The organism is Azospirillum formosense (genome assembly GCF_013340925.1).
Lineage (GTDB): Bacteria > Pseudomonadota > Alphaproteobacteria > Azospirillales > Azospirillaceae > Azospirillum > Azospirillum formosense.
The window spans coordinates 1-15373 of sequence record NZ_WHOR01000129.1 but is presented as its reverse complement, the minus strand read 5'-3'; the positions used below and the strand labels follow the sequence as shown (position 1 = coordinate 15373).

The following is a 15373-nucleotide window of genomic DNA, read 5'->3' as shown; positions in this document are numbered from 1 at the left end:
GGCGAAGACCTGCTCGTGATGGCGGTCCATGGCGAGCGCCAGGGCGAGCAAGCCCGCGTAGGCGACGCACAGCGACGACAGGATCATGTCAGCTCCTCGACGACCGCCCCGCCGGTCAGGACCGGGGTCGGCGCCGCCTTGCGGGCAAAGGCGTTCCGCCCGACCTTGCGCGCGGCGAAGCCGAGCAGCAGCCCGACCGCCAGCGCCGTCAGGTCGAAGCCGGCCAGCAGCCAGTTCCCCGCCGGCAGGCTGTTGCCCAGATGGCCGGCGGCGGTGGCGAGGTTCAGCACGGGCAGCAGAGCGAACAGCGCCGCTCCCGCCCACAGCTGCTCCGCCCAGCCGCGCCGCGACGGGCGCAGGGGGGCGTGCAGCAGGGCGGCGGCCCAAGCCAGGAAGAACACCCCGATCTCCCAGCCCGCACGCTCCTCCAGCCCCGCCGGCAGCAGACGGTTGGCCCAGAAATAGGCGGCGACGGCCAGCGGCAGGCCCGCCACCACGCCGATGTTCAGCCGGTCGGCCAGCCGGTGACCGAAGGGCTCCGGACCGTCCGCCCTGCCGCGCTGCGACCGCCGCTTGACCACCCAGAGGATCAGGCCGCTGCCCACCATCACCGTCCCGGCGACGCCGGAGACGAAGAACAGCCAGCGCATGCCCGGTCCGGCGAAGCGCGCCAGATGCAGCCCCATCAGGTAATTGCCGGTCGCCATGGCCGCCGGCTGCGGGTCCGCCGGTGGGACCTCCAGCGCCCGTCCGGTCACCCCGTCGAACAGCAGCCGTTCCGTCGCGGCGCCGCGCCCGATGGAGTCGGACTCCGCCGGCCGCAGCTCGATGGTGGCGTTGGCGCGGCCTGGGTTGGTGACGGTCAGGCCTCCCACGCCGCCACGGTCGGCCCAGCGCCGGTCCGCCTCGGCGAGCAACGGCGCCACCGGAATCAGTGGGGCGGCCTGCGGCGCCGGGCGCGGCGGGGGCGGCGCGCGGCGGAAGCCGCTTTCGGCGAAGTAGGCCTGCCGGTTGCCGTCATAGGCGAGATCGACCGCCCAGGGCATCAGCATCGTCATGAACAGCAGCAGCCCGGAATAGGTGATCATCAGGTGGAAGGGCAGCGCCAGCACCGCCGCCGCCACATGCCCGTCCATCCAGGAGCGCAGCGCCGATTTCTCCGGCCGGAAGGTGAAGACGTCCTTGAAGATGCGGCGGTGGGTGATGATCCCGCTGACGATGGCGACCAGCATCGCCATGGTGGCGATGCCGACGATCCAGCGCGCGACCTCGCGCGGCATCCCGTACAGCTCGAAATGGAAGCGGTAGAGAAAGTTGCCGCCCGCCGTCTCGCGCGGCTCCAGCACCCCGCCGGTCCCGGCGTCGAGCGTGGCGCGCTTCAGGGCGGCGCGGTCGTTCGGCTTGGCGTCCACCGGGCGCCAGGAAACCGACACGGCGGGCGACCGCTCGCCGGGCAGCGCGATGGTCCATTGCGCCGCGTCGGGGGCGAGTTGGCCCATGCGCTCCACCGCCCGCTCGGCGGTCCCGGCGTCGGGGACGGAGCCGTGAAGCTCCAGCTGCATCCAGACCGTCACCTCCTGCCGGAAATAGGCGATGGTGCCGGTCAGGAAGACGGCGAACAGCAGCCAGCCGAGCAGAAGACCCGACCAAGTGTGCAGCCACGCCATGGACTGGCGGAACCCGTCCTTCATGACGGCGCCCCCGATTGCAGGCCGTGCAGCAGCCAGGTTCCGCCGCCCAGCAGCAGCGTCGGCGCCAGCAGGCCGGGCCACACCCGCCGCGACCGTACGGAGAAGGCCCAGAGGAAGGCCCCGGCGTGGATGGCGAAGGACAGCATGGTGGCGGCGTAGACCGCCTCCGCCCGCGGCATCGGAAGCGCCAGGGCCAGGAACATCGCCGCCACCGCCGCCAGCGCATAGCCGCCACCGATCCCGGCGAGGCTGCGGGACGCCACGTCCAGGCGCCGTCGCCCATCCGGCCCGAGCCTTGGCCGGTCAGGGAAAGTCGTCATCAAAGGGGTCACCTGCGCGTTCAGGACGATCCGCCGCGTGGCCCCGGGGTTGCTCCGGCGGCGAGCGGGTGTCCGATCCGGCCCCCGCGTCACGCTCGACGGCCATCATCGTGGAAACACGCCGTGGCGTCCACAGAATTGCGAATGACTCTCATTCTCTTAGGAAAGAGCCCGGATGTCCCGCATCGACGCTGCTGTGGAGCGTCAGCTCGATTCGACGCCGCCCCACCCCAACCTTGCTCCGCTGTCGGCGCCCCCCAGCGCAAGTTCATGGATTGCGTGGAGCTTCGCGGGGGGAAGGTTGGGAGGGGACAAGGATTCAGCGCCCCAGTCCCTCCCACGCGGCGTGCGACCCTGCGGGTGGGGACAGGTACAGGCTGGGCACCCAGCCGTCCGGGATCGGGACGGTCGCCGCGTGGGTCCGGCCATGGGCCAGCAGCTTCGGAAGCACGTGGGTGTGCGGACCCTCCGGGCTGCGGCCGTCGGGCGGCGGGATCGGCTGGCTGACCTCGATCCGGCCGAAGGGGCCGATGAAGACACGGTCGGGGCTGAGCGCCGGCAGGTCGGGCGGCAAGGGGTTGCCCGGCGCCAGAAGCTCCGTCCCGACGACCGCGCGCAGGCGGGCGATGGTGACGGGGTCGGCGCTGCGCACGCAGACGTCGGTCTGGAAGACGCCCAGCCCAAGGTCGAACAGCCGGGCGCCGCGGTCCGCCTCGGCGATGGCCTCGCGGTCGGGGCCCAACTCGGTCACCACGCCGCGCCGGTTCATGGCGCCGACGTGGCGGGGCAGGCAGAGGGCCACGGCGAGGCCGCCGCTGCGCGTCCGGTAGGGCACCGGGCGGATCGCCGGAGTGGGGTGCAGCCGCAGCCCGCCGCGGGCGGTCCGCGCCTCCAGCTCCGGGCCGTCATCGCGCAGGGCGACGGGTTCGTCCGGGTCGCGGATGAACTCCGCGATGGCGCCGAACGCGCCGAGGCTCCAGCCGGTGGCCGGATCGTTCAGCGCGTCGCGCAGCAGGGAAGTCAGGTCGCTCATCAAGGCGTCTCCATTGCGGAAGTCGGGGATGGCAAGGCGTGCCAGGGAAGCAGGAAGGGCTCGCCGCCGGCCTCGCCACGGTGGACGGCGATGCCATAGGCGCTGCGCAGAGTCTCGTCGGTCAGCACCCGGCCGGGCGGCCCGTCGGCCCGCACGCCGCCGTCCGACAGCAGGATCAGCCGGTCGCAGAAGCGGGCGGCCAGCGTCAGGTCGTGGAGCACCGCCACCACGCCGCTCCCCCGGCGGGCGGCGTCGCGCAGCAGCGCCATGCAGGCGAGCTGATGGCCGGGGTCGAGGGCGGCGACCGGCTCATCGGCCAGCAGGATGGGCGCCTCGGTCGCCAGGGCGCGGGCGAGCAGGACGCGCATCCGCTCGCCCCCCGACAGGGTGCCGACGATCCGCCCGCGCAGGTGCGCGGCGTCGGCGATGGTCAGTGCCCGCTCCACCGCCGCGTGGTCCGCCGCGGTGATCCCGCCCAGCGGGCCGCGGTGGGGCAGACGGCCCAGCATCACCAGCGCCTCGGCGCGCAGCGGCCAATGCACCGGGCCGCTCTGCGGCAGATAGGCGATGGCGCGGGCGAGCGTCCGCCGCCCGGTCTGCGCGGCGGTCCGTCCGTCGAAGGTGACGCGGCCCGCCGCCGGTTCGGCGAGGCCGGCGAGGAGGCGCAGCAAGGTGGTCTTGCCGGCGCCGTTGGGGCCGATCAGCCCGATGAAGGCGCCGGGCTCGATGGCGAGAGTGACGTCCGTCAGGATGGTGCGTCCGCCGGCTTTGGCCGAGAGGCCGCGGGTGTCGATGCGCATCACGCCTCCTCCCGCCGCAGCCGGGCGATCAGGACGATCAGGAAAGGCGCGCCGATCAGGGCGGTGACCACGCCCAGCTTCAGCTCCGGCCGCGTCGGCAGCAGCCGGACCGCGATGTCGGCGGCGAGCGTCAGGCACGCCCCGGCGAGGCCCGCCAGCAGGAGCAGCCGTCCGGGCCGCGCCCCGGCCAGCGGGCGCATCAGGTGCGGCGCCACCAGCCCGACGAAGCCCACGGCGCCGGTGACCGACACCGCGCTGCCCACCGCCAGCGCCGCCCCGGCGATCAGCCGGACGCGCAGCCCGGTGAGGTCGAAGCCCAGGCTGCGCGCCGCGTCCTCCCCCAGGGTCAGCGCGTCGAGCGCGCGGGCGCCGGAGAGGCAGAGCGCCCAGCCCGCCAGCATCGGCGGCAGGACGAGCCAGAGCTGGTCGGTGCCGCGGTCGGCCAGCGACCCCATCAGCCAGAACACGATCTCCAGCGCCGCGTAGGGGTTGGGGGCGAGGTTGAGGGCCAGCGCGGTCAGCGCCCCGGCAAGACTGTTGATGGCGATGCCGCCGATGACCAGGACGGTGGTGCTGGCCCCCCGCGCCGCCATCAGGTTCAGCAGCACCGCCGCGACGGCGGCCCCGGCCATGCCGCCCAGCGGCAGGGCCAGCGCGAGCGCGGCGGACAGGCCGCTGTAGAAGACGATCACCGCCCCCAGCGCCGCGGCGCTCGATACGCCGAGCAGCCCCGGCTCGGCCAGCGGGTTGCGCAGCCAGCCCTGCATCGCCGCCCCGGTCAGCCCCAGGCTGAAGCCGACCAGCAGGCCGAGAAGGGCGCGCGGCAGGCGCAGTTCGGCCAGCACCAGCGCGCCCAGGGTCGGGCGCCCGGCGAGCCAGTCGGACAGGGCGGCGCCCCGGTCGAACGGCACATAGCCGACCGCCGCCGACACCGCGCAGAGCCCCAGCGCCAGAGCCGTCAGCCCGGCGACCAGGACGGCGTAGGGGATGCGGGAGTCCCGGCTCATGGCACGGCCTCCCGCGCGGCGGCCAGCCGTTCCGCGGCCTCGGCGATCTGCGGCCCGGGACAGGTCCACAGGCGGGAGGGCAGCGACAGTGTGCGGACCTGCTGGCCTATTGCCCTCAGCGCCGGGTGGTGCAGCAGGGCGCCGGCCAACGACGGCGGCGCGTCGGGTGCCGTGTCGACGATCAGCACATCCGCGCCGCCCAGGATGATGGCCTCCAGCGGCAAGGCGCCCTGGCTGCCAAGCGGCAGGCGGTCGGCCATGTTCTCCAGCCCGGCGCGGGTCAGGAGTTCGTCGACCAGCGACCCGGACCCGGCGACGAAGCCGTTCGGGCGCAGCACCACCGCGGTCGGCCGCGGTCCCGGCGGCGCGGGGGGCAAGGCGTCGAGGCGGGAGAGCAGATCGGCGACCAGTTCCTCCCCCCGTTCCGGCTCGCCGACGGCGCGGGCGAGGCCGCGGATCTGCTCCGCCACCGCCGCCACGCTCTGCGGGACGTCGAGTTCCAGCAGCGGGGCGTCCAGGCGCGTCAGCAGCCCGACCGCGACCCGCGTGGTGTAGCGCCCGGCGACGATCAGGTCGGGATTGAGCGGCAGGATCTCCTCCGCCGTCCCGTAATTGACCGGCACCCGCGCCGCCGGCTCCGCCACGGTGGAGGCGCCGGGGTCGCGCGCCAGCCACGTCACCGCGGCGAGGCGCTCCGGCCCGACGAGCCGCAGCAGCAGTTCGTCGGCGCAGAGGTTCAGGGAGACGATGCGCTGTGGTTTGCCGGGCGGCGTGGCGGTCGGCGCCTCCCACGCCGCCGCCGGCCCTCCCGCGATCAGCAGGAGGGCGGCGGCCAGCCCGAGACGGATGGGCCTCACAGCGACAGCCGCAGCCCGAGATAGCCGGCCCGGCCCGGCGCGCCGTAGGTCCAGACCTCCTGATACCGGCGGTCGAACAGGTTCTCCACGCGCCCGAAGACCTCGACTCCTTCGGACAGCGCGTAGGACCCGGCCATGTTGACCAGCGTGTAGGGAGCCAGATTCACGACCTGCCGGTTGTAGAAGGGATCGTAGGCCCAGTCGCTGGACCGCCCGTTGTACACGACGCCGAGATTGGCGTTCGCCCGGTCCTCCAGGAAGCGGTGGTTGACGGTCAGGCTGGCGAGCTGCTTGGGCCGGCGCACCAGCTCCGCCCCCGTGGAATCCTCGCCGTCGGTCCAGGTGTAGGAGCCGCGGACGGTCAGCCGGTCGATCGGCTCCACCGACAGGCCAAGCTCGAAGCCGCGGATGTGGGAGTCGCCCGGCATGTTGACGGAGGTCCGCCCGGTGCCGGTGATCAGGTCGCGGATGCGCTGGTCGAACCATGTGCCGTCCACCGACGCCCGCGTGCCCCACAGCGCCTGATCGAAGCCGGCATCCCAGCCGCGCGCCCGCTCCGGCTTCAGGTTCGGGTTGCCGGCGTAGGTCGCGGTGTAGCCGTACAGCTCAAACAGGGTGGGATTCTTGACGCCGGTGCCGTAGGAGGCGCGCAGCTTCGTCCCGCTCTCTTCAATGAGATAGGCCGCCGTGGTGCGCCATGTGGTGGCGTCGCGGAACAGGTCGTTCTCGTCGTGGCGGACGCTGCCAGTCAGGGTCAGCCGGTCGAACAGGCCCAGCTTGTACTGCCCCACCAGCCCGGTCGAGCCGATGGAGCGGTCGAAGCTGGAGAAGGCGCTGCGGCTGATCGCCTTGTCCTCCTCACGCTCCACGGCGGCGGTCAGCACATGGTCGGCGGGGCCGCTGTTCAGGGTCAGGTTGGTCTGGTAGTCGGCCTTGGTCTTGCGCCCGTCGTAGCGGCTGGTCACCGTCTTGGCGGAGTCGCGGTAGTCGCGCTGCTGGCGGCCATGGGTCAGGCCGACGATGTGCTCCCACTTCCCGTCGAGAAGGGCGATCTTGCCCTGGAGGCGCCCGAAATACTGCTCCCCGGCGGTGCTGGTCCCGTCATCGACGGCGCCGCGCCCGCCGACGAAGCCGTCGGTGTCGGCACGGAAGCGGGTGTAGCGGCCGGTCACCGCGATCTCGCTGCGCTCGGTCGGGCGGACGGCGGCGTTTCCGGTCAGCGTGCCGTTGCGGTAGCCGTCCTTCTCCGGATTGCCGAGCCGCTTGTCGGCAACCGACAGGCCGTCGCTGGTGACGCCCTGGCCGCTGAGGAACAGGTCGTAGCGGTCGGTCCCCGTGCCGAAGGAGGCCCGCCCGGCGGCGGTGCCGAAGGACCCGCCCTCGACGGCGGCGCGGAACCGGGGGGCGCCGGCGCCGCGGCGGGTCACGATGTTGATGACGCCGCCGACCGCGTCGGAGCCGTAGAGCGCGCTTTGCGGGCCGCGCAGCACCTCGACGCGCTCCACGTCGCCGGCCAGCAGGTTGGCGAAGTCGTATTCGGAGCCGGACGCCGGGTCGTTCACCTCGATCCCGTCGATCAGGACGAGCGTCTGGTTGCCCTCCGACCCGCGGATGCGGAGCTGGGTCAGGGTGCCCATCGGGCCGGTGCGGTTGACCGCGACGCCGGGAACCTCACGCAGCGCATCGGACAGCAGCTGGGTCTGGCGCTGCTCCAACTCCTCGCGGGTGATGACGGTCAGGGCGCTGCCGGTTTCCTCGGCGGCGGTGGGAACGCGGTTGGCGGTCACCGAGACCGGCGGAAGCGTCGTGATGGTGGGGGAATCGGCGAAGGCCGACGTGGGGATAGCCGACACGGGAAGGGCAAGGCTTCCCAGAAGGGCGGCGAAGGACGCCGTCCGGTGAAGGCGGGGAACGCGGACACTCATTGAGACCTCGGGCGGGACGCCGGTGGCACGTCACCGCGAACGAAGCCCCACCGGACGTTCCGCGAACGGACTCCCGGTTCGACGACCTTCGGTGCACCCCGCCCGAACGTGTTCGCGTGTGACCACGACTGACGGCAGGTCTCCTGGCTCGCGGGTTATCGTCGGCCCATCGCCTTCCCAGGATCGCGATCCCAGTGGCATTCCGATGGACGACTCGCCGCTTACAGTTGCGGGGGCAGCCCCGGCGTAGAACCCTCGCACGGCCAATCGCCGCGGGGTCCGCACCGTGTTCCCATTTTCAGCCCTTTCGGGCAACCGTCGGGCGCGAAGCTACGCGGGCGGAACGGCTCCGGTCAAGCCGCAATCGGCCCGCCCTCGTCCGACCGCTGTCAGAGCGTGGTTCTCGGCCCGACTGCGGACCCATCCGGCATAGGGGGATTCATCTCCTTGCAATTGCCGACGCAATAGGTCTGCGCCTCGATCCGGCCGCCGCAGGATTTGTAGCAATCGTTGTAATCGGAGGAGCAGGTGAGGTTGCTGTAGCAGCTGGGGTTCCGGTCGAAATCGCTGAACGTCTTGATCTTCTTCTTGTCCGCATCCTTGGGCAAGGAACGGAGATAGGCCTGATATTCGCCCTGGGCGCGGGTCGTCGCCTCGGCCCGGCAGGTCTGAACGGCCAGTTCCTTCGCGGATTGGCAGATCGTCTGTGCCTGCTTGCACTGGGCGACACAGAGCTTTCCCGCCTCGCTGACGGGTGGAAAATAGCTTGCGACCGTCTCGAAACGTGGGCCGCAACCGGCCAATCCGGCCGCCAGCAGGCAGCCGAGCAAAATGGAACGCCGCATCATTGTGGGTGTCCTGCCGTGAATTACCGTCAATCGCTATGAACAACCCACCGGTGCGGAATCATCCATCGGCGATGCGGAATTCGCAAAGTCGGCTTCCGGCCGGAAGGCCGGCAACCCATGGGCGATCAACCGGACGGTATCGTTGCCTGCGGCTATCGCACCGATCACGGCCCGTAAAGAGCGCGCCCCCCCTCTTGTCGCCGCGCGGAGGCCTGACTACATGACGGTCGAGGTCCGGGCCCCTCTGGCAGCGTCGCCCGGCGCTGTGATGTCGGACTTCCCATAGAGCCGTCGCCTCGGCGCGGCCTTGCGGAAGCTGGCCCTTTCCTTCCCCCTGGGTCCCGCTCCCCACAAGGTCCACCGCCGGACAACGGCACCCGACGGGCCTTTGGGAGACATCGACATGGACCGCACCGAACCAACATCCTGACCGACCGCCACGTCTCCACGGCGAACGATGGAGGCGGGTGTCCTGACGCGCCGCGGCCGAGCCGTCGCGCGTGCTTTTCCGTTGGCCGCAGGCCTTGCGGCCGAGATTCCAGTCCGGGCCCCTCTGGCCGATGCGCCCCGCCGTGGCGCGTCGGTGATGTCGGACTGCTCATGTGACGATCGAAGTCTCCGCTTGCGGGAGCGGAGTGCATGAAGCAAGGGACAGTTCCATGGACCAGATCGTTTTAATGTGGGCCGGCTTCGCCATCTTCGTTGCCGTGCTTTTGGCCTTTGATCTTGGTGTATTTTCCAAGAAATCCCATGTGATCTCCGGCCGTGAGGCGCTGATGCGCTGCGCGGCCTATTCCACGCTGGCGATGATCTTCGCGGCCGGCGTCTTTCATTTCCAGGGCTCCGAGAAGGGGCTGGAGTTCCTGACCGGCTACCTGATCGAATACAGCCTGAGCGTCGACAACATCTTCGTCATCGCGCTGATCTTCACGCATTTCGCGGTGCCTCCGCAGTACCAGCACAGGGTGCTGTTCTGGGGCATCCTGGGCGCGCTGGTGATGCGCGGCGTGCTGATCGTGGCGGGCACGGCGCTGATCCAGGAATTCCACTGGATCATCTACATCTTCGGCGCCTTCCTGATCTTCAGCGGCATCAAGATGCTGATGTCGGTGGACGACGAGCCGGACATGGAGAACAACCGGATCGTCAAGTTCGTCCGCTCCCGCTTCCGCATGACCGACGGCTACGAGGGGCAGAACTTCTTCGTGATACGCGACGGCGTGCGGATGATGACGCCGCTGTTCCTCGTTCTGATCCTGATCGAATTCACCGATCTGGTCTTCGCCGTGGACTCCATCCCGGCGGTCTTCTCGGTGACCACCGACCCGTTCATCGTCTGGACCTCCAACGTCTTCGCGATCCTCGGCCTGCGCGCCCTCTACTTCGCGCTGGCCTCGATCATCCACCGCTTCCATTACCTGAAGTACGGCCTGTCGCTGGTTCTGGTGGTGGTCGGCGCCAAGATGATGTTGGTCGACATCTACAAGATGCCGACGGCGCTGGCGCTGGGCATCACGGCCTTCCTGGTCGGCGGCTCCATCGTCTTCTCGATGCTGAAGACCCGTGGCGAGGCGGCCCCGGATGCCGCGGACGACGAGGCCCGCCGCTGGTGGGTGCCCGGCAGCCCGGCGAAGGGTGCCGGCGGGTCCACCCCGGCCTCCTCCAGCGAGGCGGCCGCCGTTCCTTCGGACGGCAAGGGCCAGTAAAGCGTGCAGGGAGGGGGCCGGTCCGGGGGATCGGTCCCACCCTCGCCGGAAAGGAAGCCGGGACATCCGCTTGGCGTTGCGGTCGTGAGCCGCGCGCCACCATGACGGCGCTCCCCCTTGATCGACGCGCCATCACCCCCATTTACCATCCCAGTGGATGGTGATGGGATGGTGAAAGGATGTCTGAGAACGCCCGCGATCAGAAGCCGAAGGTTGGAGACAGCGAGAAGATCACGATCAATCTCGGCTATGTCGACCTCGGCCACATCGATCTCCTGGTGCAGGAAGGGTTCTACGCGAACCGCACCGACCTCATCCGCACCGCCATCCGCAACCAGATCGACCGCCATGGCGACGCCTTGCGGCAGGCCGTGACGCGCAAACGCGTCGATCTCGGCCTGCGCCACTACAGCCGCGGCGATCTGGAAGCGGCGCGGGATGCCGGAGAGATGCTCGACATCCGTGTCCTCGGCTTGGCCACGATCGCCCCGGACGTCACCCCGGACCTCGCCCGCGCCACCATCGCCTCGATCGCCGTGCTGGGGGCGCTGCACGCCAGCAGCGCCGTCAAGGCGGCCCTTGCGGACCGCATGCGCTGAAGGCGCAGGCCGCATTCCTGAAAGACGACGGACAGGGCTTTCACGCTTGCCCCGTCCGAGCCCAGAAAGCTCCCGACATGACCGACCGTGTCCCCGCCGGAATGGCCGAGGCGCTGCGCCTCACCCGTGCCGGCGACCTCGCCGGGGCGACCGCCCTCCTTCAACGCCTGATGCGAGGGGAGTCCGAGGCACCTCCCGGCACCGGCCCGACCATCATCGACGCCGAACCGCTTCGGGTGGACGCCCCGGCGGACATCCCGGATGCGCCGCCCCGCCGCGCCGCGGCCTTCAAACCCGCCGACGCCTATAGGAAGCCCGGCAGCGCCTTCGCCGGCCGGTTCCATTCCGGACCGCGCGCCGGCCTCGGCGAGACCCTGCGCGGCCTCGCCGCCCGCGCCATGCCGGCGGGCCTCGATCTCGGGGTGGGCGGCCTCGCCCGGCCGGCCGCCGAACCGCTGCCGGACGGCGCCTCCTTCACGACGGCGTCCTACGGCAACGCGGCCGGAACGCGCTCCTACAAGCTGTATGTTCCGGCCAACCGTCGCGACGGCCAGCCGCTTCCCCTGGTGGTGATGCTGCATGGCTGCACCCAGTCGCCGGACGACTTCGCCGCCGGCACCCGCATGAACCGGCTGGCGGAGGAGCATGGCTGTCTGGTCGCCTATCCGGAGCAGCCGTCCTCGGCCAACGCCCAGAGGTGCTGGAACTGGTTCAACCCCGCCGACCAGAGGCGCGGCGACGGCGAGCCCTCGCTGATCGCGGGCATCACCAGGCAGGTCATGAGCGACCATGCCGTCGACGCCGACCGCGTGTTCGTCGCCGGCCTGTCGGCCGGCGGTGCGGCGGCGGTCATCATGGGAGCGGCGTATCCCGACCTCTATGCCGCCGTCGGGGTGCATTCCGGCCTTCCCCACGGCGCCGCCCACGACATTCCCTCCGCCTTCGCGGCCATGCGCCAGGGAGGTGGCGCGGTGAGGCGGCCGTCCGCCCGCCCGGTGCCGACCATCGTCTTTCACGGCGACCGGGACAGCACGGTTCATCCCAGCAACGGCGACGACGTCATCGCCCAATCCGGGGCGAGCGCGGCGGGGCTGCGGACGACGGTGGAGCATGGCCAGGTGCCGGGCGGTCATGGCTACAGCCGCCGCGTCCACACCGACGCTTCCGGCCTTGCGCTGTGCGAGCAATGGACGATCCAGGGCGCCGGGCACGCCTGGGCGGGAGGCAGCCCAGCCGGTTCCTACACCGATCCACGCGGGCCGGACGCGTCACGGGAGATGCTGCGCTTCTTCCTCGATGCCCCGCGGAGCCGGACGTCCGGGCGGTAACTTCCGCCGGGCTGGGCTTCTCGTGTCCGCGGGAAGCCCGCGATCCGCCGTTCAGGGCGTTCGTCGGCCATCCGTCCGCCGGCCGAGCGCCCGGAAGAAGCCGTTGAGCGCGTCGAACGGTTCGGCCTCGCCGAGGGCGTCGAAGCGCCCGTGGTCGGCCAGCATGCGGGCCGCCCGCAGGAAGCCGCCCCAGGCGGCGCGGTTGAGCCCGCTGCCCAGGCTGATGCGCCGCACGCCCAAGGCGGCGATCTGCTCCACCGACAGGCCGATCGGGGAGGAAACCAGCAGGTTGAGCGGCTTCGGATCGACGGCGTCGACCGCCGCCTTGATGACGTCCGGGGTCCGCAAACCCGGCGCGTAGAGGACATCCGCGCCCGCGGCAGCGTAGGCCGGCAAGCGGCGCAACGCCTCCTCGACGGCCGCCGGGTGATCCACCAGCAGGGACTCGCAACGTGCGGTCAGGAGAACGCCGGTTCCCCGTAACGCCTCCGCCGCCGCGGCCACCCGCTCGACGGCGTGATGGACGTCGTACAGCGGCGTCGCCGGGTCGCCCGTGGCGTCCTCGATCGACAGTCCCGCCACGCCGGTGTCGGCGCAGAGGCGCACGTTGCGGGCCAGACCCTCGCAGTCATGGGCATAGCCGGACTCGAAATCGGCATTCACCGGCAGGTCGGTAGCCCCGACCATGTCGGCGATGTGGGCCAGCATGTCGCCGCACGGCACCGCCCAATCGGCGTCGGGAAGCCCCCGCGCGAAGGCGAAGCCCGCCGAGGTGGTGGCCAAGGCGCGAAACCCGAGATGCTTCAGCATCGCAGCGCTTCCGACGTCCCACGGATTGGGAATGACAAAGCATCCGGTCCGGTGAAGGTCGGCAAAGGCAGCGCGGGCTTGGCCGTGGTCGGTCATGGCAGAGTCCCTCCTGGGCGAGACAAGTGCGCGGACATCCGCGGCAGCCCGCGACGGTGCCCCCCTGGAACGCCGTTCCGGCGCTCACAAATCCGGCGGGGTGCGGGCCGGCAGATGCAAGGTCGCCAAGGTGCCGCCCCCGGAGCGCGAGGCGATGGTGAAGGACCCACCCAGCCGGTCCGACGCCAGATTGTCCACGATGTTCAGGCCGAGCCCGACCGAGCCGGTGCCGCGGCGGGTGGTGAAGAAGGGCTCCAGGATGCGCCCGGCGGTCCCGTCGGCAAGTCCAGCCCCGTCATCGGCGACCGACAACAGGATCTTGTCCGGCCCGGAGGCGGCCGCCCCGACCGTCACCAGCCCGCTCCGCCCCGCCGGAAAGGCGTGCTCCAGCGCGTTGCGGACGAGCTGCTCCAGGATCGCGGACAGGATCGCCGGGTTGCTGACCATGCGCAGGTCGGCGGGGCAGTCCACCGCCATGCGGTGCCCCGGCGGCTCCCACTGCGGGCGCAGGCTTTCCGTCACCTGCTCCAGAAAGGGCTTCAGCGCGATGGCCTGGCGCAGCCCGCCATGGTCCGCCGCCACCCCCTTGAAGCAGCGCACGATCTCCCCGGCGCGGGCGATGGTGCTCGACAACAGAGCGGCCAGCTCGCCCGCGCTCGCCAGGAAGCGCTCCAGCTCGGCGCGGCGGAGCTGGTTGGCGGCCAGCCGATCCGTCATCGCGGCGACGCGGTCGCCGAGGTGGGACGCGCTGCCCAGCGCCACGCCGATGGGCGTGTTGATCTCATGGGCCACGCCGGCGACCATCTGGCGCAGCGCCGCCATCTTCTCGCGCTGGGCCTGGGCCAGCTTGCGCGTGCGCTCGCGGACCAGCGCCTCCAGATGCTCGTTCTCGTCCTTCAGGCTGCGGTTGGCCCGGCGCAGCGACAGGTGGGTGGCGACGCGGGCGCGCACGATGGCCGGGCTGAAGGGCTTGGTCACGTAATCGACGGCGCCGGTCTCCAGCCCGAAGGCCTCCTCCTCCGGGCTGGACAGCGAGGTGATGAAGATCACCGGGACGTCGGCGGTGGCCGGGTCGGTCTTCAGCAGGCGGCACACCGCGTAGCCGTCCAGCCCCGGCATCATCACGTCGAGCAGCACCAGCTCCGGCGGGTCGGCGGAGGCCAGCTCCAGCGCGCGGCGGCCGGAGGTGGCGAAGCGCACCTCGTGCCGGTCCTCCAGCACGCTGGCGAGCGCGCGGATGTTGGCCGTGTCGTCATCGACGATCAGTATGTGACCACCGCTCACGGCGTCGTCTCCCGGTCCCGTTCCCTGGTCCATGCGGCGGTAAGCCGTTCCAGCGCCGCGCGGGCGGCGGCGAAATCCAACTCCTCCACAGCCCGCCCCACCTTGTCCACCGCCTCGTCATGGCCGCGCCCGGCCAGCAGGCCGCGCAGAGCGTCGAAGCGGGCCGCCGCCGACAGGCTGCCGCTGCGCAACGACTCCTCCAGCGCGCGCAACGCCTCATCCAGCTTGTCCGGGTCGAGGAGAGGAACCGCCGGGATTTCCGGCGCGATCTCCACGGCAACCTCCGCGGCGCGCAGCGTTTCCGCCGAGGCCAGCGCGGGACCGAGGGCGGCCGACAGGTCGGCCACGAGCCCCGGCACCGCCTCCCACCGCTCCTCGCGCGCCGCCAGCTCCAGCGCCGCGGCGGCGGCGCCGGCGGCCATCGCACCGACCGTTCCGGCGCTGCCGCGCAGCCCATGGGCGTAACGCTCCAGCGCCGGCCCGTCTCCCGCGCGGCGCAGATGCTCCAGCCGGACCGGCGCGTCGCCGTAGCGGTCGAGAAAGTCGAGGATCGTCCGTCGCAACGTGCCTGCCCGCCCGTTCATCCGCGCCAGCGCCGGGGCGAGGACGAACCCCTCCAGCGAGTCGGGGAGTCCGGCATCCATCTCCGCGGCCTTGGCGACCGGCAGAGTCCGCGGACGCCCGAACGGCTTCAGCCAGCGGTTCAGCACGGCGACGAGGCGGTGCGGCTCCACCGGCTTGGCGATGTGGTCGTCCATCCCCGCGTCCAGACAGCGCCGCCGCTCCTCCTCCAGGGCGTGGGCGGTCATGGCGATGATCGGCAGGCGGTCGGGGCTGCACTGGCGGCGGATCGCCCGCGCCACCGCGAAGCCGTCCATGTCCGGCATCTGGACGTCGGTCAGCAGCGCGGCGTAGCCCGCCCCCGGCTCAAGCGCCAGCCGCACCGCCTCCCCGCCCCCGCCGACCGCGGGGAAGGCCAGCCCGGCCTCCTCCAGCAGTTCCCGCGCGACGGGGCGGGTGACGGGCGTTGCCGGCGCGGCCCAGCCGCCCCGGCCGCGCCGGGGGGCGC

The 15373-nt window shown here is 71.6% G+C and carries 15 protein-coding genes and 1 riboswitch; of the genes, 3 read left to right on the top strand and 12 right to left on the bottom strand.

Features of this window, described 5'->3' with window-relative positions; genetic code table 11:
- From GBZ26_RS17090 to GBZ26_RS17050, 9 genes are all read right to left on the bottom strand, one after another.
- Positions 1 to 87, bottom strand: an 87-nt coding sequence (locus tag GBZ26_RS17090; RefSeq protein WP_174439858.1) for a DUF3325 family protein, incomplete at its 3' end; no start/stop codon positions are given.
- Positions 84 to 1691 carry a PepSY-associated TM helix domain-containing protein gene (locus GBZ26_RS17085; RefSeq protein WP_174439857.1) on the bottom strand — a complete coding sequence of 536 codons (1608 nt, stop codon included), beginning with the start codon at positions 1689 to 1691 and terminating at the stop codon, positions 84 to 86. The genes GBZ26_RS17085 and GBZ26_RS17090, both read right to left, overlap by 4 nt.
- Complete coding sequence (locus tag GBZ26_RS17080; protein WP_174439856.1) at positions 1688 to 2011, bottom strand: DUF3649 domain-containing protein; 324 nt, start codon at positions 2009 to 2011, stop codon at positions 1688 to 1690. The genes GBZ26_RS17085 and GBZ26_RS17080 overlap by 4 nt, the downstream gene beginning before the upstream one ends.
- 319 nt (positions 2012 to 2330) lie before the next feature.
- Entirely contained in the window at positions 2331 to 3044 is a 714-nt protein-coding gene (locus tag GBZ26_RS17075) for a DUF6925 family protein (RefSeq protein WP_174439855.1), read from the bottom strand.
- The gene (locus GBZ26_RS17070) at positions 3044 to 3844 is read right to left on the bottom strand and encodes an ABC transporter ATP-binding protein (RefSeq protein ID WP_174439854.1); all 801 of its coding nucleotides are present in this window, start codon (positions 3842 to 3844) and stop codon (positions 3044 to 3046) included. Before GBZ26_RS17070 ends, GBZ26_RS17075 begins: the two co-directional genes overlap by 1 nt.
- Positions 3844 to 4851: a FecCD family ABC transporter permease gene (locus GBZ26_RS17065; protein WP_174439853.1), complete on the bottom strand. Its 1008-nt coding sequence runs from the start codon at positions 4849 to 4851 to the stop codon at positions 3844 to 3846. The genes GBZ26_RS17070 and GBZ26_RS17065 overlap by 1 nt, the downstream gene beginning before the upstream one ends.
- Complete coding sequence (locus GBZ26_RS17060) at positions 4848 to 5708, bottom strand: ABC transporter substrate-binding protein (protein WP_174439852.1); 861 nt, start codon at positions 5706 to 5708, stop codon at positions 4848 to 4850. Before GBZ26_RS17060 ends, GBZ26_RS17065 begins: the two co-directional genes overlap by 4 nt.
- The gene (locus tag GBZ26_RS17055) at positions 5705 to 7633 is read right to left on the bottom strand and encodes a TonB-dependent receptor plug domain-containing protein (protein WP_174439851.1); all 1929 of its coding nucleotides are present in this window, start codon (positions 7631 to 7633) and stop codon (positions 5705 to 5707) included. Before GBZ26_RS17055 ends, GBZ26_RS17060 begins: the two co-directional genes overlap by 4 nt.
- A 116-nt stretch (positions 7634 to 7749) precedes the next feature.
- Positions 7750 to 7968: riboswitch (cobalamin riboswitch) on the bottom strand.
- A 54-nt stretch (positions 7969 to 8022) separates the two neighbouring features.
- Complete coding sequence (locus GBZ26_RS17050; protein ID WP_040133826.1) at positions 8023 to 8481, bottom strand: hypothetical protein; 459 nt, start codon at positions 8479 to 8481, stop codon at positions 8023 to 8025.
- 659 nt (positions 8482 to 9140) lie between these two features.
- Between GBZ26_RS17050 and GBZ26_RS17045 the strand changes: the two genes are divergently transcribed.
- The 3 genes from GBZ26_RS17045 (at position 9141) to GBZ26_RS17035 (ending at position 12114) form a co-directional block, all read left to right on the top strand.
- A complete protein-coding gene (locus GBZ26_RS17045; protein ID WP_174439850.1) occupies positions 9141 to 10187 on the top strand; it encodes a TerC family protein in 1047 nt (348 codons plus the stop codon).
- Positions 10188 to 10366: 179 nt separating this feature from the next.
- On the top strand, positions 10367 to 10786 hold the full coding sequence (locus tag GBZ26_RS17040; protein WP_174439849.1) for a CopG family transcriptional regulator: 420 nt from the start codon (positions 10367 to 10369) through the stop codon (positions 10784 to 10786).
- Positions 10787 to 10863: 77 nt separating this feature from the next.
- Positions 10864 to 12114 (top strand): extracellular catalytic domain type 1 short-chain-length polyhydroxyalkanoate depolymerase, encoded by a 1251-nt coding sequence (locus tag GBZ26_RS17035; RefSeq protein ID WP_174439848.1) that lies wholly within the window; start codon positions 10864 to 10866, stop codon positions 12112 to 12114.
- A 51-nt stretch (positions 12115 to 12165) separates the two neighbouring features.
- On the opposite strand, the gene GBZ26_RS17030 is transcribed toward GBZ26_RS17035, so the two are convergent.
- The 3 genes from GBZ26_RS17030 to GBZ26_RS17020 form a co-directional block, all read right to left on the bottom strand.
- Positions 12166 to 13020, bottom strand: a complete 855-nt coding sequence (locus GBZ26_RS17030; RefSeq protein WP_174439847.1) for an isocitrate lyase/PEP mutase family protein — start codon at positions 13018 to 13020, stop codon at positions 12166 to 12168.
- A gap of 84 nt (positions 13021 to 13104) precedes the next feature.
- Complete coding sequence (locus GBZ26_RS17025; RefSeq protein ID WP_174439846.1) at positions 13105 to 14304, bottom strand: response regulator; 1200 nt, start codon at positions 14302 to 14304, stop codon at positions 13105 to 13107.
- A partial coding sequence (locus GBZ26_RS17020) for a response regulator (protein ID WP_174439845.1) occupies positions 14301 to 15373 on the bottom strand: 1073 nt, incomplete at its 5' end. The genes GBZ26_RS17020 and GBZ26_RS17025, both read right to left, overlap by 4 nt.